Genomic DNA, 18,667 nt, shown 5'->3' with positions numbered 1-18,667 from the left:
ACCCGCAGCGGCCCGGGTAGTGGATGACACATGCGTGTGCTTGGTGTGAACGCGGTGTTCCACGACCCGTCGGCCGCTCTGGTGGTCGACGGGCGGGTCGTGGCGGCTGCGGAGGAAGAGCGGTTCAGCAGACGCAAGCACGGCAAGCGCCCCGTGCCGTTCGCGGCCTGGGAGCTGCCCGAGCAGGCGATGCGCTGGTGCCTGCAGGAGGGCGGTCTGCGGGCCCACGACCTCGACGCCGTCGCGTACTCCTTCGACCCCGCGCTGACCCTCCCGGCGGACGAGCTGGGGCTGGACGACCCGTGGGACCACCTGCGCCGGACGTACGCGGCGAACGCGCCGGGCTTCATCGCCGAGGCCCTGCCCGGCCTCGACCCGGAGCGCGTGCGGTTCGTGCCGCACCACGCGGCCCACGCCGCGTCCGCCGGTCTGCTCGACGTGCACGGTGGCGCACCCGACCCCAGCGTCCTGGTCGTCGACGGTCGCGGCGAGCGCGCCTCTCACCTGGCCGGTCAGTACGACCGTGGTCGCCTGACCACGCTGTCCGCCCAGGCGCTGCCGGACTCGCTGGGTCTGGTCTACGAGTCGCTCACCGAGCACCTGGGCTTCCTGCGGTCGAGTGACGAGTTCAAGGTGATGGCGCTGGCGTCGTACGGGACACCGCGCTACGTGGACGCGCTGCGGGACTGGGTCCACGGCACCGGTGACGGCGGTTTCCGAGCGCGCCCCGCCGACTGGGCGCAGTGGGCGCCGCGTCGGTCACCGGGGCAGGAGGACTGGGAGCCGGCGCACGCCGACCTGGCCGCGTCGCTGCAGCGCTGTGTCGAGGACGCCCTGCTGGACGTCGTCACCTGGCTGCACCGGCAGACGGGCGCGCACCACCTCGCCATGGCAGGCGGCACAGCGCTGAACTGCGTTGCGAACACTCGCATCTGGAGCGAGGGACCGTTCGAGCACGTGTGGGTTCAGCCGGCCGCGGGGGACGCGGGCACGTCGCTGGGCGCCGCACTGCACCTGATCGGGGAGCAGAGCCGAGGCGAGGAGCTGCCGGTCGCGTTCCCGACCGCTGCCCTCGGTCGCTCGTGGTCGGACGACGAGCTCAGCGCTGAGCTCGACCGGGCGCGCGTGCCGTACGAGACCCCGCACGACCTGCCCGCGGTGGTCGCCGACGTGCTCGCGGCCGACGGTGTGGTGGCGTGGTTCGACGGGCGCAGCGAGCTCGGGCCGCGGGCGCTGGGCCAGCGTTCCCTGCTCGCCCACCCGGGCCACGAGGACAACCTCGACCGGCTCAACGCGGTCAAGGGGCGCGAGCACTTCCGACCGGTCGCCCCGATGGTGCTGCAGGACCGCGCGGCCGAGATGTTCTCGCGCGGACCGCTGCCGAGCCCGTACATGCTGTTCGTGCACGACGTCGACACCGCGTGGGCGGCGCGGATCCCGGCGGTGACCCACATCGACGGGACGGCCCGCGTGCAGACGGTCGACCCGCAGGTGCTCCCGCGGCTCGCGGCCACGATCAGCGCGTTCGCCGACCGGACCGGTCTGCCGGTCGTCGTCAACACCAGCCTCAACACGGCGGGACGGCCGATGGTCGACACGCCCCGCGACGCGCTGGAGCTGTTCGGGTCGGCCCCGGTCGACCTGCTCGTGCTGGGGCCGCACGTCGTCCGCCGCGCCCACGCCTTCGAGGAGGTGAGCGCATGAGCACCGCCGTGCGCACGCGCGACCTCGACCCGGCGTACAGCATCGTCGTGCCGACGCTCGGACGCCCGAGCCTGCACCGGCTGCTCACCGTGCTCGCCGCTCAGCAGGGCCCCCAGCCTCAGCAGGTCGTCATGGTCGACGACCGCCCGCAGCCGGAGGACGACCTGCCGGTGCCGGCCGGTCTCGCCGAACGCACCCACGTCGTCGTGGTGCGCTCGTGGGGCCGCGGCCCTGCGGCCGCGCGCAACCTCGGCTGGCGCCTGACCGAGGCCGAGTGGGTCGTGTTCCTCGACGACGACGTGCAGCCGGTGGGCGACTGGACCGGCGACCTGATGCGCGACCTCTCCGCGACGCCCGCAGTCGCCGCCGGCAACCAGGCGCGCATCGAGGTGCCCGCACCACGGGACCGCGCGCTCACCGACTCCGAACGGTCCACCGCATCGCTCGCGGACGCTCGCTGGATCACCGCCGACATGGCGTACCGTCGCGTGGCCCTGGTCGAGGTCGGCGGGTTCGACGAGCGGTTCCCGCGCGCGTACCGCGAGGACGCCGACCTCGCGCTGCGTCTGCGCGACGCGGGCTGGTCGCTCGTCCACGGCGTACGGCTCACCGAGCACCCGCTGCGCGACCTGCCGTTCAGGGCGAGCGTGTCAGCGCAGCGCGGCAATGCCGACGACGCGCTCATGCGACGCCTCCACGGCCGACGCTGGCGCCGCCGTGCCGAGACCGGGACGGGGGCTCTGGGCTGGCACGCCGTCACCGCGGGCGCTCTCGTCGGAACGGCCGCCGCGGCCTCACTGCGTCGGCCGCGTGCAGTGCTCGCCTGCGGAGCCGTCTGGTGCGGGTCGACGGCGGCGTTCGCCGTACGGCGGATCGCGCCGGGGCCGCGTACGCCGGGCGAGGTCGCGCGCATGGTCGTCACCAGCGCGGTCATCCCGCCCGTCGCGGTGGCACAGCGGTTGCGCGGCGCCGTACGACACCGCGGTGCACGGTCGTGGCCGACGCCGGTCCGTGCCGTGCTGATCGACCGCGACGACACCTTGATCACCGACGTGCCGCTCAACACCGACCCCGAGCGGGTCAGCCCGATGCCGGGAGCCGTCGAGGCCGTCGCACTGCTGCGGCGCCACGGCATCCGGCTCGGCGTTGTCACCAACCAGGCAGCCGTCGGGCGTGGCGACATCAGCGAGCTGCAGATGCACGACGTCAACGCCGCTGTCGAGCGGCTGCTCGGCCACTTCGACACCTGGCAGGTGTGCCCGCACCGCGCCGACGAGCACTGCGCCTGCCGCAAACCCGCCCCGGGCCTGATCCGACGAGCCGCCCGCGAGCTCGGGGTGCCGACATCGTCCATCGCGGTCATCGGCGACATCGGCACCGACGTGACGGCCGCGCTGCGAGCAGGAGCGCGCAGCGTGCTCGTCCCCACCGACCGGACGCGACCGCAGGAGGTCGCCGAGGCGCCGGTCGTCGCCACCGACCTGAGCTCGGCGGCCGAGCTGGTCGTGCAGGGGCGAGTCCCGTGACACGTGTGCTCGCGGTCCGCCTCGACAGCGTCGGGGACGTGCTGCTGACCGGGCCGGCCGTCCGCGCGCTGGCCGCACACGGGGCGCACGTCGACCTGCTCGCATCGCCACTCGGCGCCGAGGCCGCGCGGCTGCTGCCGGGTGTGCGCGACGTGCTCGTGCACGACCCGGCCTGGTCCGGACCCGAGCCGGCCCCGCTCGACGCCGACAGCGTCGCCGACCTCGTGGCCACGCTGCGCGCTCGCGCGTACGACGTCGCGGTCGTCTTCACGTCCTACCACCAGAGCGCGCTCCCGGCGGCGATGATCGCCCGGCTCGCGGGCGTCCCACGGGTGGCGGGCGCCAGTGAGGACTACGCCGGCTCGCTGCTCGACGTCCGGCACCGCCGGGTGCCCGGCGCCGACGACGACGGTGGGCCCGCCGGAGGGCACGAGGTCGAGGCGGCGCTCGCGCTCGCCGAGGCGGCCGGGTTCACGCTGCCGGCCGACGACGACCGCTGCCTGTCGGTGCGGGCGCCGGCCCACCGGCGTACGGACCTGCGCTCGCCCTACGTCGTCGTGCACCCGGGCTCGGCCGCGTCGACCCGTGGCCTCCCGCCCGAGCTCGCCCGCGGTGCGGTGCTCGCACTCGCCGCGGCCGGCTACCAGCTCGTCGTGACGGGTGCGGCGTCCGAACGCGCGCTCGCCGCGCAGGTCGCGGGGCGCGAGGCGGTCGACCTCGCCGGCACGACCGACCTCACCCAGCTGGCCGGCGTCCTCGCCGGCGCCGACGCCGTCCTCGTCGGCAACACCGGACCCGCCCACCTCGCGGCAGCCGTCGGTACGCCGGTGGTCTCCCTCTTCGCCCCCGTCGTACCCGCCGCGAGGTGGGCGCCCTGGGGCGTCCCGACCGTGCTCCTCGGCGACCAGCACGCGGCGTGCGCCCTCACCCGAGCCCGTACGTGCCCGGTCGCGGGTCACCCGTGCCTGTCCGGCGTCACCGTCGGCCAGGTCGTCGACGCCGTCGCCGACGTCAGTGCGAGGAGGCAGCCGTGCGCGTCCTGATGTGGCACGTCCACGGGTCCTGGACGACGTCGTTCGTGCGGGGGCAGCACGAGGTGCTGCTGCCCGTCGTACCGGACCGCGGCCCCCAGGGGCGTGGTCGTGCGCGGACGTGGACCTGGCCGGAGCGCGCCCGCGAGGTGGCACCCGAGCATCTGCGTGACGCCGACATCGACGTCGTCGTGCTGCAGCGACCCGAGGAGGTCCGCTGGTGCGAGGAGTGGACCGGTCGGCGTCCGGGACGCGACCTGCCCGCGGTCTACGTCGAGCACAACACGCCGCCCGACCCGGTCGGCACACCCCACCCGGTGGGCGCCGACCCCGACCTCGACGGCATCCCGATCGTGCACGTCACGGCGTTCAACGCGATGGCCTGGGACAACGGCTCAGCGATGAACCTCACCATCGAGCACGGTGTCCCGGATCCCGAGATCCCTTACGCCGGAACGGATCCCAGCCTCGCAGCAGTCGTCAACGAGCCCGTACGCCGGTGGCACGTCGCAGGGACCGACCTGCTCATCGGACTGGCGCGCTACATCCCGACGCACGTCTACGGCATGGGCATGGAGGCCCTCGCGCACCGTGCTCGACAGGCCGGTACGCCCTGCCTCGCCGGACGCCTGCACGAGGACGTGCCGCAGGAGCGGATGCACCAGCAGCTCGCCCGGCACCGTGCGTACTTCCACCCGTACCGCTGGACCAGCCTCGGGCTCTCGCTCATCGAGGCGATGCTGCTCGGCATGCCCGTGCTCGCGCTCGCGACCACGGAGGCGCCGGTGGCGGTCCCGGCCGGCGGCGGCCTGGTGTCCAACGACCCCGTCCGACTGCTGGCCCGCGCCCGCTACTGGATGGAGGAGCCGGACGCCGCGCGCACCGCCGGCGCCTGCGCACGCGAGCACGCGCTCGACCACTACGCCCTGCCCCGGTTCCTGGCCGAGTGGGACGCCCTTCTCAAGGAGGTAACCCGATGAGGATCGCCATGATCTCCGAGCACGCCAGCCCGCTGGCGACGCTGGCCGGAGCCGACGCGGGCGGGCAGAACGTCCACGTCGCCGCCCTGTCGCTCGCGCTCGCCGCGCGCGGGCACGAGGTGAACGTCTACACCCGCAGGGACGCGCCACCTCACGAGCAGGCCGAGCGCGTCGCCCTCGGCGACGGCGTGACCGTCGTGCACGTGCCGGTCGGTCCGCCGCGGCCCGTGCCCAAGGACGAGCTCCACCCGTTGATGGACGACTTCGGCCGGTGGCTGCAGGACGACTGGCGTCGCAGCGGACGCCCCGACGTGGTGCACGCCCACTTCTGGATGTCCGGGCTCGCGGGCCTGCAGGCGTGCCGGGCGGCCGACGTGCCCTTCGTCCAGACCTTCCACGCGCTGGGTTCGGTCAAGCGGCGGCACCAGGGCGCGGCGGACACCAGCCCCGCCGAGCGCATCGACTGCGAGCGCGTCGTCGCGACCACGGCCGACGTCGTGATCGCGACCTGCTCGGACGAGGTCTGCGAGCTGCAGCAGCTCGACGTCCCGACCGAGCACGTCCGCGTCGTACCGTGCGGCGTCGACACCGGGCTCTTCCGCCCCGCGCCCCGGGACGGCGAGCGGCCGGGTACGGGGCACGGGACCGTGCTGCTGTCGGTCGGGCGCCTCGTCGAGCGCAAGGGTGTCGAGACGTCCGTCCGAGCGCTGGAGCACCTCCAGGACGCCGAGCTGCTCGTGGTCGGCGGACCGTCGTCCGGCGCAGTGCACGACGACGCGGAGGTGCGCCGGCTGCGGCGCGTGGCCGACGAGGTCGGCGTCGCGGGGCGGGTGCACTTCGTCGGGTCGGTGCCGCACGAGCAGATGCCTCAGCTGTACCGCTGCGCGGACGTCGTGCTCGCCACGCCCTGGTACGAGCCGTTCGGGATCACGCCGGTCGAGGCGGCGGCGTGCGGTCGACCGGTCGTGGGCACCGCGGTCGGTGGCCTCCTCGACACCGTCGTGGACGGCCGGACGGGCCGGCTGGTCTCACCGCGCGACGAGCGTGCGGTGGCGCAGGCGGTCGACGAGATCGTGCACAGCGCCGAGGGCGCCGATGCGTGGGGCGCCCGGGCCGCGCGACGTGCGGCCACCCGCTACGACTGGGGCGTGGTCGCCGAGCAGACCGAACGTGCGCTGCACCAGGCGGTCCGTCGGGTGCGCCGCCGCACCCCGACTGCTGCTCGTGAGACGACCTCGGACTGGGTCCGGCGGCACCGGCACGAGCTCACGAGCGGGATGGAGTCGTTGGAACGGCAGTCGGCGACGATCGGGCTCTGGGGCACCCGGCTCGCCCAGGTGCTGCGTGGTGACGGGCGTCTGCTGGCGGCGGGCAACGGCGGCAGCGCCGCTGAGGCCCAGCACCTGACGGCGGAGCTGGTCGGCCGGTTCGTCGACGAACGCCGGCCCCTGTCGGCGATCTGCCTCAGCGCCGAGACGTCCAGCCTGACCGCGATCCTCAACGACTACGGCGCGCAGGAGGTGTTCGCGCGGCAGGCCGAGGCCCATGTGCGACCGGGCGACATCCTGATGCTGCTCTCGACCAGCGGCCGCAGCCCCAACGTCCTGGAGGCTGCGCGTCGGGCCCGTGGTCGAGGTGCCCAGGTCTGGGCGATGACCGGACCGGGCCCCAACCCGCTCGCTCGCCTCGCCGACGAGGCGGTCGTCGTGGACGCCGGTTCGACCGCGGCGGTGCAGGAGGTCCACCTCGCGGTGGTGCACGCGTTGTGCGCGGCGGTCGACGCCGCGCTGCAGGGTCCGCGGGCGCCGGGTCGGTCGACCGACGCTGACGACCAGGCCCCGCACGCCGTCGAGGTGCCGGCGTGATGCGGCGGCGCGAGCAGCACCTCGTGGTCGTCGGTGACGTGCTGCTCGACCGCGACCTGTGCGGCCACGTCGACCGGGTGTGCCCGGACGCGCCGGCGCCCGTCCTCGACGTCGACGACACGTGCGAGGGACCGGGCGGTGCTGGACTCGCAGCCCTGCTGTGCCGTACGCCGGGCACGCGGGTGACCCTGATCGCCCCCTTCGCGGACGACGAGCCCGGTCGGCACCTTCGTGCTGCGCTGGACGCCGCCGGGATCGACGTCGTACCCCTCGCCCAGTCGGGTACGACCCGGGTCAAGACCCGGCTGCGTGCCCGGTCGCACTCGGTCGCCCGGGTCGACGAGGGCGGTCCGGCCAGCCCTGCGGGTGGTGAGCTGCCGGCGCGCGCCGCGGACGTCGTACGCACCGCCGACGTCGTGCTGGTCGCCGACTACGGCGCGGGGACGACGGCGCACGCGGGCCTGCGTGAGCTGCTCAGCGCCCGCACCGGCGGACGTCGCCCCGGGCTCGTGGTGTGGGACCCGCACCCGCGCGGTGCTGACCCCGTCCCCGGCTGCGCGGTGGTGACCCCGAACCTGTCGGAGGCGACACGCGCCGTGGGTGACGATGCGACGCCCGCCGAGCTCGCGCGGACGCTGCGCGCTCGCTGGCAGGTCCAGGCCGTGTGCGTGACGGCGGGAGGTGAGGGAGCGTGGCTCGCGACCGCCTCGGCCGAGCCGTTCTTCGCACCGACCACCGCAGACGCCACCGGTGACTCGTGCGGCGCGGGAGACCGGTTCGCGGCGACTCTCGCGCAGCAGCTCGCACGCGGCGCGTCACCGGCGGAGGCGACGACCGCGGCCGTCGCACGCGCGACCGACTGGGTCCGCGCCGGAGGCACCGAGACCTATCGCGCGGGCTCGCACGCGCCCGACCCGACTCCGCAGGCGTCGGCCGTCGTCGCCGACGTCCGGGCCCGCGGCGGCACAGTGGTCGCGACCGGAGGCTGCTTCGACGTCCTCCATCCCGGCCACCTCGCCTCGCTGCAGGCGGCGCGCGCACTCGGCGACGCCCTCGTCGTCCTGCTCAACTCCGACGACTCGGTACGCCGGCTCAAAGGCCCCGGCCGACCGGTGCAGACCGTGGGCGACCGGGCCGAGGTGCTGCGGGCCCTGGCCGGCGTCGACGAGGTCGTGGTGTTCGACGGCGACGACCCGCGAGAGGCGTTGGCGACGATCCGCCCGGACGTGTGGGCCAAGGGTGGCGACTACGACGCGTCGTCGATGCCCGAGGCCGAGCTCGTCCGCAGCTGGGGCGGCCGCGTCGTGCTGCTGCCCTACCTGCGCGGCCGCTCGACCACCGGTCTGCTGCGCAGTCACCACCGACGTGAGGCCGGCACGCACTCCGGCTGAGCACGGACGAAGGGCCCGGCAGCGTGCTGCTGCCGGACCCTTCGTGCCTCAGGGGCTACTGGTCGAAGACGTCCTTGACGTCGTCGCCCTTGCGCTTCACCTGGGCCTCGACCTGCTCGGAGCGGCCCTGCTCCTTCTGCTCCTCGTCACCGCGGGCTTTGCCGGTGGCTTCCTTCGCCTTGCCCATGGCGTTCTGGGCGGCGTGCTTGGCCTTGTCACCGAGTCCCATGTCGGCCTCCTTCGGGGTGGTGAGTGACGCCGGTCAGGCCGGCGCGCTCTGGGTGAGCCGGGTGGCGATCAGGCGTTTGCCGTGCTCGGCGCCGCGGCGGCTGGCGTCCTGTGCCTTGCGCAGGAAGTCGGCCAGCTCCTGGTCTCCGGACTGCTCGGCGTCCGCGACGTACTGCTCGAGCCGCAGCGCGTTGCTCAGGCACTGCTCGGTGTACCAGATGACGTTGTAGTCCTTGTCCGGCGTGCCGGTGACATGTCCCGTCTCGGGGTTGGCGGTCATCGAGGGACCTCCTCTCGCTGGTCCGCGGTGGTTCCGCGGGCCTCTCGTGCCCTACCCGTCCTGCCCGCCGCCCATGCGTCCACCGATCGGTTCGGTGTAGACGCGCAGCCCGTCCTCGGGCGCGAGGCTGATCCGCTCGGCGAGCCGGTGCAGGGCGGCGTCCTCGACGGGCACGGCGATGGCGTGCAGCTCGCGGGTGAGCACGTCGAGCACCTCGGCTGTGGGCAGGCCGCGATGGCTGCGAGCCAGGCCCTCGACCACGCGCACCAGAGCGAGGGTCCGGTCGGCGCCGAGCTGCTTCATGAAGGGCTCGTTGAGGACGAGCCGGTCGGCGGTCATGACGCGCTCGCTCCCGTGAGCCGCTCCCACACCCGGTGGCGGCCCAGCAGTGCGAGCACCTCTGGCGTGACGGTGTCCGCGTTCTCGTCCACCACGACGCCGGGTGCGCTGCGGGGGATGCCTGCCGCGTCGAGCGCCGCCGATCCCGCGCCCCAGGCGCCGATCGGCTTCGCGTGCCGGAACGCCTCCTGCAGCAGGACGGCGATCCGCGGGTCGAGCGGTGCCGCTCCGGCGTCGCCGACCGGGTCGGCGTCCGGGGCGGGTGGCGGGCAGGAGGCCAGGAGCACGGCGTCCAGCTCGACCGAACGCGTCGTCGCGAACGTGCGCTGCACCGAGGTGCCGTCGACCTGCCCGCCGTGGGCGGCGATGACGAGCGGTACGAGCCCGTCGCCGATCGCACGACGTCGAACGGCGTCGACCTGACCGCGGTCGGTGTCCGTGTCGACGACGATGCCGACCACTCGCCCGGCGACCGGCCACTCCTGGCCGACCTGCGACAGGGCCGGGCTGGGCGGCATGTCCTGGGCCCGCTGGACACCCACGTCACCGGTCGGGCCGCGGCTCGGGACGTCCAGGCCCAGGCCGCGCGCGACGCCGGCGCACAGGTCGGCGTCGATTTCGGCGAGGACACCGAGGTAGCGCTCCTTGATCGCCTCCTCGTAGCAGCGGCCGAGCTCGAACGTGTACGCCCGGATCGTGTGCTCCTGCTCGACCGGGCTGAGGCTGCGGAAGAACATCCGCGGCTGGGTGAAGTGATCGGCGTACGACGCCGGGGACTCCCGCACCTTGTGGCCCTCCGGCACGGTGGCCGCCACCTCGGTGAGCGCCTCGACGTCGGCACCGGCGAAGAACGGGCACCCGCCGTCGAGCGAGTTGGGCTTGTACGGCGCCGCGCCGGAGTGCACGGCGTCCTGGTGCCAGCCGTCGCGCAGCATGTCGTTGACCGGCGCGTGCGGGCGGTTGATCGGGATCTGGGCGAAGTTCGGTCCGCCGAGCCGGGTGAGCTGGGTGTCGAGGTAGGAGAAGAGCCGGCCCTGCAGCAGCGGGTCGTCGGTGACGTCGATGCCGGGCACGAGGTGCCCGGGGTGGAACGCCACCTGCTCGGTCTCGGCGAAGTAGTTCGTCGGGTTGGCGTCGAGCGTCATGAGCCCGACCGGCTGAACGGGCGCGAGCTCCTCGGGGACGACCTTGGTCGGGTCGAGCAGGTCGATGCCCTCGAAGGTCTGCTCAGGAGTGTCCGGGAAGACCTGGATGCCGAGCTCCCACTGCGGTGGGGCGCCGGACTCGATCGCGTCGGCGAGGTCGCGCCGGTGGAAGTCGGGGTCGACGCCGTTGACCAGCTGCGCCTCCTCCCACACCAGCGAGTGGACTCCGAGCCGTGGCTTCCAGTGGAACTTCACCAGCGACGTGCCACCGGACGCGTCGACCAGGCGGAAGGTGTGCACACCGAAGCCCTCCATCATCCGGTACGAGCGGGGGATGCCTCGGTCGGACATCTGCCACATCACGTGGTGGCTGGCCTCGGTGTGCAGGCCGACGAAGTCCCAGAAGGTGTCGTGCGCACTCTGCGCCTGGGGGATCTCGCGGTCGGGGTGGGGCTTGGCGGCGTGGACGACGTCGGGGAACTTGATCGCGTCCTGGATGAAGAAGACGGGGATGTTGTTGCCGACCAGGTCGAAGACGCCCTCGTCGGTGTAGAACTTCGTCGCGAACCCGCGGGTGTCCCTGACGGCGTCGGCCGAACCACGTGAGCCGACGACAGGGGAGAAACGAGTGAACACCGGGGTCTTGACGTCTTTGCCGAGAAACGTTGCGCGACAGACGGATTCGGCGTTTCCGTAACCGACGAAGACGCCGTGCGCGGCCGCCCCGCGGGCGTGCACGACGCGCTCCGGGATCCGCTCGTGGTCGAAGTGCATGATCTTCTCGCGCAGGTGGTGGTCCTGCAGCAGCGTCGGGCCTCGTGCGCCGGCCTTCAACGAGTGATCGGTGTCGCGCAGTCGGGCACCCTGCGCGGTCGTGAGGTGGGCACCCTGCTGGCCGACCTGCTCCGGTCCAGTCGACGTCTCGGCGCCGGTCGGCGTACGCGTGGCAGGTGAGCCCTGGTCGTGCTTGGGCTCGGCCGGCTCGCGTGGTTCGGTCGGCTCGCGCACCGTGGGTGGCTCCGAGCCCGGGGCGCCCGGCGCGGGCGGCTCGATCGCGTCCTGCGCGGCGTGCACGGCCTCGGTGGCCGCGCGCTTGACCTTGTCGGCGCCCTGCCGGACGGCGTCGGTGGGATCCATGAGCAGCTCCTTGCGAGTGGGGTTGGTCAGCCGAGCTCGTGTCGGGCCCGGTCGAGGTTCTGCGCGAACGTGAGCGAGCCGTCGCTGTCCTCGGCGAGATGGGGGACGCGCCGCATCCGGTCCACCATCACGCGGACCTCCTCGTCGCTCACGACTCCGTGGTACGCCGGCAGCTCGCGGTACTCCTCGGCCTCGGCGTGCGCTCGGATCGCCTCGGACAAGGACGCGAATCCGTCTGAGAACTCTGGGGACTCGAGGTCGAGCGACTCCAGGTGGGCGAGCGCGTCGGCGGCGTCCACCTCTTCGGCCACGCGGTCGCTCACGACGGTGAGGTCCTGCGAGGACTCCGCACGGGCCACGCCGTGCATGCACGTCTGCTCGGCCGCCTCGTGCGCCGCGAGGAACGCACGGAACTGCTCGAACGCCTCGACGCGCAGCGGTCCACCAGAGGTGCGGACGGCCTGCATCATGGCCGTGATCTGACGGTGCTGATGGTTGAGCTCGGCCTTCAGCTCGTGCAGTGGTGTGGTGGACACCCTGGCCTCCTCGGGTCCGATGACCTGAAGGGGTTACCCGTCCCGCAGCCGGGTATGCGCACTGTGGCCACAGCGACCTGAGGCCGGGCCGAACGCCAGAGCCCGCGCCGTCGTCGTACGCACCGCCGAACCGCCCGAGGGGGCGTCACCGTTGTCCCAGCCACCGTCGTCCAGCCGCAGGCTCCTCGGGCGTCCGGTGCGTGACGGCGAGGGGCGGTTGCTCGGGCACGTGCACGACCTGCTCGCCGATGCCGAGAGCGGGATCGCCGACTGGATGGTGCTCGACGGGCCGGCGCTCGGGGCGTTCCGCGCCGTGCCCCTCGCCTGCATCCGCCGGCGGCGCAGCGGCGTGGACCTGACGGTGACCTACCGCGACGTCATGGCCTCACCGCGCCTGGACGACCTGCGTCTGGACGCCGAGCACGAACGCCGGCTGCTGGCGTACTGGGAGCACGCACGCCGCCGGGACGTCGGTCACGACGGTTGAGCCGACGCCGCAGCGGGTAGGTCGCACGGACCGGAGCCCGCACCGGCGTGCGCTCCTCGACGACCGAAGGCAGGTAGCCATGAACGACGCGACCGTCGGCGCCCGCGCGGCGCAGATGCCGACGAACCCCGAGGGCGGCTTTCCCGCCCAGCAGCAGGACCTGCCGGGCCGGACGCGAGACATGGACCCCGTACCGGATCACGGCGAGCAGACCTACCGAGGATCGGACCGGCTGAAGGGGCTGCGGGCCCTGATCACCGGCGGCGACTCCGGGATCGGGCGTGCGGTGGCGATCGCGTTCGCCCGCGAGGGCGCCGACGTCGCCCTGTCGTACCTGCCGGAGGAGCAGCACGACGCCGAGGAGACCGCGAGCTGGGTGCGCGAGACGGCGCAGACCGTCGTCCTGTGCCCCGGCGACCTCACCGACCGTGACACCTGCCGGGACGTGGTGGAGAACGCCGCCGACGGACTCGGCGGCATCGACGTGCTCGTCAACAACGCCGGCGTGCAGTGGGCGCGCGACGAGGGCCTGGAGGACCTCAGCCCGGAGCGGATCGACCGCGTCCTCAAGACCAACCTCTACGCGTTGCTGTGGCTGACGCAGGCCGCCCTGCCGCACCTGCACGAGGGCGCGAGCATCATCAACGTCAGCTCGATCCAGGCGTACCAGCCCTCGACCAGCCTGCTCGACTACGCGGCCACCAAGGCCGGCATCAACAACTTCACCGTCAACCTGGCCGCCGAGCTCGGCCCGAAGGGCATCCGGGTCAACGCCGTCGCGCCCGGGCCGATCTGGACGCCGTTGCAGCCGGCGACGCAGGACGAGGAGAAGATCGAGGCGTTCGGGGCGGACACGCCGCTCGGGCGTGCGGGGCAGCCGGCCGAGTGCGCGTCGGCGTTCGTGTTCCTGGCGGCTCCGAGCGAGGCGAGCTATGTCTCAGGCACGGTCGTGGGCGTCACGGGCGGGAAGCCGGTCTTCTGATCGGGCACGGCCCTCGGCGAGGTAGGCGAGCCGACGCAGGCTCTCGATGTTGCGCCAGCCGAGGGCCGCGTCGCGTACCGGCCGCAGCACCAGCAACGGAGGACCGCCGTTGACCTGCTCGTGCAGCGTGACGCGTGAGCCGACCCCGTCGCGCTCGCAGGTGATCTCGACCCGGGCCTGACCCATGGGCCACCCCCGCGCGGTGAGCACCAGGCGTCGACCGGGCTCGACCTCCTCGACGGACGTCGTGTCGCTCACGAGCGCCGGCCAGGCGCCGACGGAGTGGTGGATGCGCCGGCCCTCGCCCGGCCAGCCGTGGTCGACGGCGCGGACGCGCGCCGCACCGACGACCCACTGCGCAAAGCTCCAGCCGTCCGCGAGCACCGAGAACACGTCGTCGGGCGAGCAGGCCATCTTCCTGGTGGTGGTACTCATGCCCTGGAGGTACCCACCCGAGCGCCGACGACGCAGACGCTCGCCGACGTCGGCCTGCGGGCCTCGATCAGGGGGTGGCGGTCCGTCGTTCGAGCAGGACGGTGTCGCGCCACACGCCGTCGAGCCGGGCGATGCGGCTTCGTACGGCGAGGGTGCGGAACCCCGCTGCGTGATGCAGCGCGATGCTCGCGCGGTTCTCGGGGAAGATCGACGTCTGCAACGTCCACAGACCCCCGGCGTCCGCCTCGGTCACCTGGCGGTGCAGCAGGGTCTTGCCGACGCCGCGACCACGCGCCGACGCGGCGACGTAGACCGACGTCTCGGCGACCCCGGAATAGCACGCACGGGACGACGTAGGGCTCGCCGCGGCCCAGCCGACGACGGCGCCGTCGATCTCGGCCACCCACCGATGTCCCTCCAGCCACTTGTCCACGAGTACGCCGACCGGCGGCGCCTCCGTCTCGAACGTCGCGTTGCGGGTCGCGATGCCCTCGGCGTAGATGTCGCGGACCGTGCGCAGGTCCGTGGTGAGCATCGGCCGTGTCGTCACGTCGTCCGGGAGATCGCTGGGGCAGCAGGGCTTTTCGAGCATCGTGCCCATCACGACGTCGGCCGCGTGGGGGAGACCCGTGCAGCAGGCAGGGTTGACGGTCACGACGCTGGAGGTGCCGACCTTGTCGACGACGACGAAGCCGACATCGGCGAGGCGGCGCACGTGGTGCGAGCAGGTCGACTGGCTGATCCCGAGCCGGGCGGCCAGGTCACCGACGCGCGCAGAGCCGGTGGGGCTGCTGGCGACGGCGTGCAGCAGCCGGACGCGGGTCGGGTCGGCGAGCGTGCTGAACCAGCCGGCGTACGTCTCGGCGGTCGCGACATCCAGCGTGGACGACGGGGCGGGCCTGCTCACAGTCACGGCCCGATCATACATCGATGCGCATCGATTGACTGGTTAGACATCGGTCGATACAGTCCGAGTATCGATGTCCCTCGATCATAGGATTCCGCCATGGAGACCCTGCCCCTCGTCGTGATCGGAGCCGGTCCCACCGGCCTGGCCGCGGCCGCCGACGCTCAGCAGCGCGGCATGTCCGTGGTCGTCCTCGAGAGCGGCGACCGAGCGGGAGCCGGTGTGCGCGAGTGGGGCCACATCCGGCTCTTCTCCCCGTGGTCGGAGCTCGTGGCTCCGGCTGCGCAGGCGCTCCTCGAGCAGCACGGCTGGACGTCCCCGCGCCCGACGTCGTACCCGACCGGACGAGACTGGGCCGAGCTCTACCTTCGGCCGCTGGCCGACGCCCTCGATGGCACCGCTGAGGTCGAGATCCGTTGTGGCACAACGGTGGTCGGCGTCTCCAGGCGAGGCCGCGACCGCGTCGTCGACTCCGGGCGCGACGGCGAGCCGTTCGTCCTTCAGGTCCGGACCGCGGCAGGCATCGAGCGTGTCATGGCGCGGGCGGTCATCGATGCCTCCGGCACCTGGGGCGGCCCGAATCCCCTGGGGGGGGGAGACGGGCTTCCGGCCATCGGCGAGCGCGCAGCCGCAGACCGGATCGCCTATCGCGTGCCCGATCTGCGTGACGAGACGGTGCGTGGCCGGTACGCCGGCCGGCACGTCGTCGTGGCCGGCACCGGTGCGTCCGCGCAGAACGCCCTGATCGAGCTGGCCGCGCTCGCCGCGAACGCACCGGGCACGCGGGTCAGCTGGGTGGTGCGCCGGTCCTCGGCGAAGGGTGCGTTCGGTGGTGGCGACCGCGACCAGCTCGTCGCCCGTGGCGAGCTCGGCACCAGGGCGCGCGGCGCCGCCGCGTCGGGGGTGGTCACGACGGTCACCGGCTTCCGCACCTGCGAGGTGAGCGTCGCGGGCGACGGTCGGCTTTCGCTCATCTCGTTCGACGGGCAGCAGGTCACCGACGTCGACGAGGTCGTCGCCGTGACCGGCTTCCGGCCGGACCTCAGCATGCTCTCCGAGATACGCCTCGACCTGGACCCCGTGCTGCAGGCGCCGCGTGCGCTGGCGCCGCTGATCGACCCCAATGTGCACTCCTGCGGGACGGTCTACCCGCACGGCGCCCAGGAGCTCGGTCAGCCCGAGGTCGGGTTCTACCTGGTGGGCATGAAGTCCTACGGTCGCGCGCCCTCGTTCCTGGCGCTGACGGGCTACGAGCAGGTCCGCAGCGTCGTCGCGGCGATCGCCGGCGACCACGAGGCCGCCGAGCGGGTCGAGCTGACCCTGCCGGAGTCCGGGGTGTGCGGCGGTTCGGGCCTGTTCGACGAGCCTGGCCAGGCCGACGCGCAGGCGGGCGGATGCTGCGGTACGCCCGCATCCGAAGGGCTCCTCACGATCGGCACCGCACCCCCGCGATGACGCTACGGGCGTCGTGCCCGGACGACGGCGTCAGGCGGTCAGGTCGCCGATGAACGAGCCGAGCCGGTCGAGCGCTCCGTCGACCGAGCGGTAGTAGACCCAGGTGCCGCGCCGCTCGGACTCCACCAGGCCGGCCTCGCGCAGCTTCTTCAGGTGGTGCGACACCGTCGGCTGAGAGACGCCGACGTCGGGGAAGTCGCACACGCAGACCTCATCGGGCGAGGTCGCCAGGCGCACGAACAGCCGCAGCCGCACCGGATCGGCCAACGCCTTCAGCAGTCCCGCCAGGTGCTCGGCATCCTCGGCGCCGAGGGCGCGCCCCGGGGTCGTCGCGCACGCCTCATCGGCCAGGGGGAGGGAGATGCGCTTACCTGCCGTGGTCGCGGTCATCCCGCCATATTGACAAGTATCGATGCACTGCGCAAGCATGCTCCTGCATCGACATTCGTCTATTCAGGAGGTGGGTTGTGGCCGCCGCGCCCAGCGATACCGAAGCGATCACCCGCAAGCTGTCCACGGCGGATCGGTTCCTGCCGGTCTGGATCGGTGTCGCGATGCTGGTCGGGATCCTTCTCGGCAAGACGGTGTCCGGGCTCGACGATCTGCTCAGTGCCGTCGAGGTCGAGGGCGTCTCGCTGCCCATCGCCCTCGGGCTGCTGGTGATGATGTACCCGGTGCTGGCCAAGGTCCGCTACGACCGCCTCAACACCGTCGCCGGCGACCGCCGACTGCTGGCGTCGTCGCTGCTGCTCAACTGGGTCCTCGGCCCGGCGCTGATGTTCGCCCTCGCCTGGATCTTCCTGCCCGACCTTCCGGCGTACCGCACCGGTCTGATCATCGTCGGTCTCGCGCGCTGCATCGCGATGGTGATCATCTGGAACGACCTCGCCTGCGGCGACCGCGAGGCGGCAGCGGTGCTGGTCGCGATCAACTCGGTGTTCCAGGTCGTGATGTTCGCGGTGCTCGGCTGGTTCTACCTGTCGGTGCTGCCCGGCTGGCTCGGCCTGGAGCAGACCGACCTCGACGTCTCGCCCTGGAAGATCGCCGCATCGGTGCTGGTGTTCCTCGGTATTCCGCTGCTGGCCGGCTACCTCTCGCGTCGCCTCGGCGAGCAGGCCAAGGGACGCGACTGGTACGAGTCGACGTTCCTCCCGCGCATCGGCCCGTGGGCGCTGTACGGACTGCTGTTCACCATCGTGATCCTGTTCGCGCTGCAAGGCGACCAGATCACCAGCCACCCCGGCGACGTGGCCCGCATCGCGCTCCCGCTGCTGGCCTACTTCGCCGTGATGTGGGGCGGTGGCTACGCGCTCGGCAGGGCGAGCGGGATGTCGTACGAACGCACCACGACTCTGGCGTTCACCGCCGCCGGCAACAACTTCGAGCTCGCCATCGCCGTGGCGATCGCGACCTTCGGCGTCACGTCCGGTGAGGCCCTCGCAGGCGTCGTCGGTCCGCTCATCGAAGTGCCTGTTCTCGTCGCCCTCGTCTACGTCTCGCTCGCCCTGCGCAAGCGATTCCCGCACCGACCCGACACCCGTCACGACGACGTCCTGTCGTCCGCACGCACCTGACCTCGACCCGCACCACCTCTCACCAGGGGAGTCATGAGCACTGCACCCCAGACCGATGACTACGCCCAGGTCATCGACGACCTGACGTACAAGTACGACGGTGTCTTCTCTCGCGAGTCGATCACCCAGGCCGTCGAGGCCGCCCGTGCGCGCCTCGAGCCGGTCTCGAAGGTCCCGAACTTCCTGCCGATCCTGGTGCAGCGGTTCGCGACCGAGCAGCTGACTGCTGCCGCGCAGGCCTCGGGCACGATCGCCAAGCCGGTCCCGGAGATCCTGTTCATCTGCGTGCACAACGCCGGCCGCTCTCAGATGGCTGCAGCCCTGGCCGAGCACCTCGCGCCCGGCAAGGTGCACGTCCGCTCAGCAGGATCGAAACCGGTCGACCAGGTCAGCCCGGTCGCTCTCGAAGCGCTGGCCGAGCGCGGCATGACCCTCACCGAGGCCTACCCCAAGCCGCTGACCGACGACGTCGTGCACGCCGCTGACGTCATCGTCACCATGGGCTGCGGCGACACGTGCCCGGTGCTGCCCGGCAAGCGCTACCTCGACTGGGACGTCGCCGACCCCGAGGGCCAGTCCATCGACAAGGTCCGCGACATCCGCGACGACCTGCAGTCACGCGTCGCCGCACTGTTGCGCGACCTCAACATCTGAATCCGCCTCAG

General features: G+C 72.8%; 19 protein-coding genes. 11 read left to right on the top strand and 8 right to left on the bottom strand.

Annotation, left to right across the window (positions count from 1 at the left end):
• Positions 1 to 30: 30 nt before the first annotated feature.
• The 6 genes from VV01_RS18620 to VV01_RS18595 are packed head-to-tail and all read left to right on the top strand — an operon-like array spanning position 31 to position 8,497.
• Positions 31 to 1,704, top strand: coding sequence for a carbamoyltransferase family protein (locus VV01_RS18620; RefSeq protein ID WP_050671200.1), 1,674 nt, complete (start codon positions 31 to 33; stop codon positions 1,702 to 1,704).
• The gene (locus tag VV01_RS24830) at positions 1,701 to 3,230 is read left to right on the top strand and encodes an HAD-IIIA family hydrolase (protein ID WP_050671199.1); all 1,530 of its coding nucleotides are present in this window, start codon (positions 1,701 to 1,703) and stop codon (positions 3,228 to 3,230) included. The genes VV01_RS18620 and VV01_RS24830 overlap by 4 nt, the downstream gene beginning before the upstream one ends.
• The gene (locus VV01_RS18610; RefSeq protein ID WP_050671198.1) at positions 3,227 to 4,273 is read left to right on the top strand and encodes a glycosyltransferase family 9 protein; all 1,047 of its coding nucleotides are present in this window, start codon (positions 3,227 to 3,229) and stop codon (positions 4,271 to 4,273) included. Before VV01_RS24830 ends, VV01_RS18610 begins: the two co-directional genes overlap by 4 nt.
• Complete coding sequence (locus VV01_RS18605) at positions 4,261 to 5,241, top strand: glycosyltransferase (protein ID WP_050671197.1); 981 nt, start codon at positions 4,261 to 4,263, stop codon at positions 5,239 to 5,241. The genes VV01_RS18610 and VV01_RS18605 overlap by 13 nt, the downstream gene beginning before the upstream one ends.
• Positions 5,238 to 7,106, top strand: coding sequence for a glycosyltransferase (locus VV01_RS24825; protein ID WP_071606440.1), 1,869 nt, complete (start codon positions 5,238 to 5,240; stop codon positions 7,104 to 7,106). Before VV01_RS18605 ends, VV01_RS24825 begins: the two co-directional genes overlap by 4 nt.
• Positions 7,106 to 8,497, top strand: a complete 1,392-nt coding sequence (locus tag VV01_RS18595) for a PfkB family carbohydrate kinase (RefSeq protein ID WP_050671196.1) — start codon at positions 7,106 to 7,108, stop codon at positions 8,495 to 8,497. Before VV01_RS24825 ends, VV01_RS18595 begins: the two co-directional genes overlap by 1 nt.
• Before the next feature lie 55 nt (positions 8,498 to 8,552).
• On the opposite strand, the gene VV01_RS23475 is transcribed toward VV01_RS18595, so the two are convergent.
• From VV01_RS23475 to VV01_RS18575, 5 genes are read right to left on the bottom strand one after another with little or no spacing between them, the layout of a single operon-like run.
• Positions 8,553 to 8,726, bottom strand: a complete 174-nt coding sequence (locus tag VV01_RS23475) for a CsbD family protein (RefSeq protein ID WP_071606439.1) — start codon at positions 8,724 to 8,726, stop codon at positions 8,553 to 8,555.
• Positions 8,727 to 8,759: 33 nt separating this feature from the next.
• A complete protein-coding gene (locus VV01_RS18590) occupies positions 8,760 to 9,005 on the bottom strand; it encodes a hypothetical protein (RefSeq protein WP_050671195.1) in 246 nt (81 codons plus the stop codon).
• A 51-nt stretch (positions 9,006 to 9,056) separates the two neighbouring features.
• Positions 9,057 to 9,344: a hypothetical protein gene (locus tag VV01_RS18585; RefSeq protein WP_050671194.1), complete on the bottom strand. Its 288-nt coding sequence runs from the start codon at positions 9,342 to 9,344 to the stop codon at positions 9,057 to 9,059.
• Positions 9,341 to 11,626, bottom strand: a complete 2,286-nt coding sequence (locus tag VV01_RS18580) for a catalase (RefSeq protein WP_082221094.1) — start codon at positions 11,624 to 11,626, stop codon at positions 9,341 to 9,343. The genes VV01_RS18585 and VV01_RS18580 overlap by 4 nt, the downstream gene beginning before the upstream one ends.
• Before the next feature lie 26 nt (positions 11,627 to 11,652).
• Positions 11,653 to 12,162 carry a hemerythrin domain-containing protein gene (locus VV01_RS18575; RefSeq protein WP_050671193.1) on the bottom strand — a complete coding sequence of 170 codons (510 nt, stop codon included), beginning with the start codon at positions 12,160 to 12,162 and terminating at the stop codon, positions 11,653 to 11,655.
• A gap of 196 nt (positions 12,163 to 12,358) precedes the next feature.
• Between VV01_RS18575 and VV01_RS18570 the strand changes: the two genes are divergently transcribed.
• Complete coding sequence (locus VV01_RS18570; protein ID WP_050671192.1) at positions 12,359 to 12,649, top strand: hypothetical protein; 291 nt, start codon at positions 12,359 to 12,361, stop codon at positions 12,647 to 12,649.
• Positions 12,650 to 12,728: 79 nt separating this feature from the next.
• Positions 12,729 to 13,631: an SDR family oxidoreductase gene (locus tag VV01_RS18565; RefSeq protein WP_050671191.1), complete on the top strand. Its 903-nt coding sequence runs from the start codon at positions 12,729 to 12,731 to the stop codon at positions 13,629 to 13,631.
• Here the strand turns inward: VV01_RS18565 and VV01_RS18560 are convergent.
• Complete coding sequence (locus VV01_RS18560; protein WP_050671190.1) at positions 13,587 to 14,066, bottom strand: SRPBCC family protein; 480 nt, start codon at positions 14,064 to 14,066, stop codon at positions 13,587 to 13,589. The genes VV01_RS18565 and VV01_RS18560 overlap by 45 nt on opposite strands.
• 67 nt (positions 14,067 to 14,133) lie before the next feature.
• Entirely contained in the window at positions 14,134 to 14,979 is an 846-nt protein-coding gene (locus VV01_RS24820) for a helix-turn-helix domain-containing GNAT family N-acetyltransferase (protein ID WP_050671189.1), read from the bottom strand.
• 93 nt (positions 14,980 to 15,072) lie between these two features.
• Between VV01_RS24820 and VV01_RS18550 the strand changes: the two genes are divergently transcribed.
• Entirely contained in the window at positions 15,073 to 16,428 is a 1,356-nt protein-coding gene (locus tag VV01_RS18550; protein WP_050671188.1) for an FAD-dependent oxidoreductase, read from the top strand.
• 30 nt (positions 16,429 to 16,458) lie between these two features.
• Here the strand turns inward: VV01_RS18550 and VV01_RS18545 are convergent, their stop codons facing one another.
• Positions 16,459 to 16,818 carry an ArsR/SmtB family transcription factor gene (locus VV01_RS18545; RefSeq protein ID WP_082221092.1) on the bottom strand — a complete coding sequence of 120 codons (360 nt, stop codon included), beginning with the start codon at positions 16,816 to 16,818 and terminating at the stop codon, positions 16,459 to 16,461.
• Between the two features lie 77 nt (positions 16,819 to 16,895).
• On the opposite strand from VV01_RS18545, the gene arsB reads away from it, so the two are divergent.
• Positions 16,896 to 18,002: an ACR3 family arsenite efflux transporter gene (gene arsB / locus VV01_RS18540; protein WP_050671187.1), complete on the top strand. Its 1,107-nt coding sequence runs from the start codon at positions 16,896 to 16,898 to the stop codon at positions 18,000 to 18,002.
• A gap of 33 nt (positions 18,003 to 18,035) precedes the next feature.
• Positions 18,036 to 18,656: an arsenate-mycothiol transferase ArsC gene (locus tag VV01_RS18535; RefSeq protein ID WP_050671186.1), complete on the top strand. Its 621-nt coding sequence runs from the start codon at positions 18,036 to 18,038 to the stop codon at positions 18,654 to 18,656.
• Positions 18,657 to 18,667: the final 11 nt, after the last annotated feature.

Source organism: Luteipulveratus halotolerans (assembly GCF_001247745.1).
Taxonomy (GTDB): domain Bacteria; phylum Actinomycetota; class Actinomycetes; order Actinomycetales; family Dermatophilaceae; genus Luteipulveratus; species Luteipulveratus halotolerans.
The sequence above is the reverse complement of the archived record's forward strand: the minus strand, read 5'-3'. Positions and strand labels throughout refer to the sequence as shown.

Excerpts from the sequence above, each read along its gene's own strand:
- VV01_RS18620 (WP_050671200.1), top strand. The coding sequence starts at position 31 with ATGCGTGTGCTTGGTGTGAACGCGGTGTTCCACGACCCGTCGGCCGCT.
- VV01_RS24830 (WP_050671199.1), top strand. The coding sequence starts at position 1,701 with ATGAGCACCGCCGTGCGCACGCGCGACCTCGACCCGGCGTACAGCATC.
- VV01_RS24825 (WP_071606440.1), top strand. The coding sequence starts at position 5,238 with ATGAGGATCGCCATGATCTCCGAGCACGCCAGCCCGCTGGCGACGCTG.
- VV01_RS18595 (WP_050671196.1), top strand. The coding sequence starts at position 7,106 with ATGCGGCGGCGCGAGCAGCACCTCGTGGTCGTCGGTGACGTGCTGCTC.
- VV01_RS23475 (WP_071606439.1), bottom strand. The coding sequence starts at position 8,726 with ATGGGACTCGGTGACAAGGCCAAGCACGCCGCCCAGAACGCCATGGGC.
- VV01_RS18590 (WP_050671195.1), bottom strand. The coding sequence starts at position 9,005 with ATGACCGCCAACCCCGAGACGGGACATGTCACCGGCACGCCGGACAAG.
- VV01_RS18585 (WP_050671194.1), bottom strand. The coding sequence starts at position 9,344 with ATGACCGCCGACCGGCTCGTCCTCAACGAGCCCTTCATGAAGCAGCTC.
- VV01_RS18580 (WP_082221094.1), bottom strand. The coding sequence starts at position 11,626 with ATGGATCCCACCGACGCCGTCCGGCAGGGCGCCGACAAGGTCAAGCGC.
- VV01_RS18565 (WP_050671191.1), top strand. The coding sequence starts at position 12,729 with ATGAACGACGCGACCGTCGGCGCCCGCGCGGCGCAGATGCCGACGAAC.
- VV01_RS18560 (WP_050671190.1), bottom strand. The coding sequence starts at position 14,066 with ATGAGTACCACCACCAGGAAGATGGCCTGCTCGCCCGACGACGTGTTC.
- VV01_RS18550 (WP_050671188.1), top strand. The coding sequence starts at position 15,073 with ATGGAGACCCTGCCCCTCGTCGTGATCGGAGCCGGTCCCACCGGCCTG.
- VV01_RS18545 (WP_082221092.1), bottom strand. The coding sequence starts at position 16,818 with ATGACCGCGACCACGGCAGGTAAGCGCATCTCCCTCCCCCTGGCCGAT.
- VV01_RS18535 (WP_050671186.1), top strand. The coding sequence starts at position 18,036 with ATGAGCACTGCACCCCAGACCGATGACTACGCCCAGGTCATCGACGAC.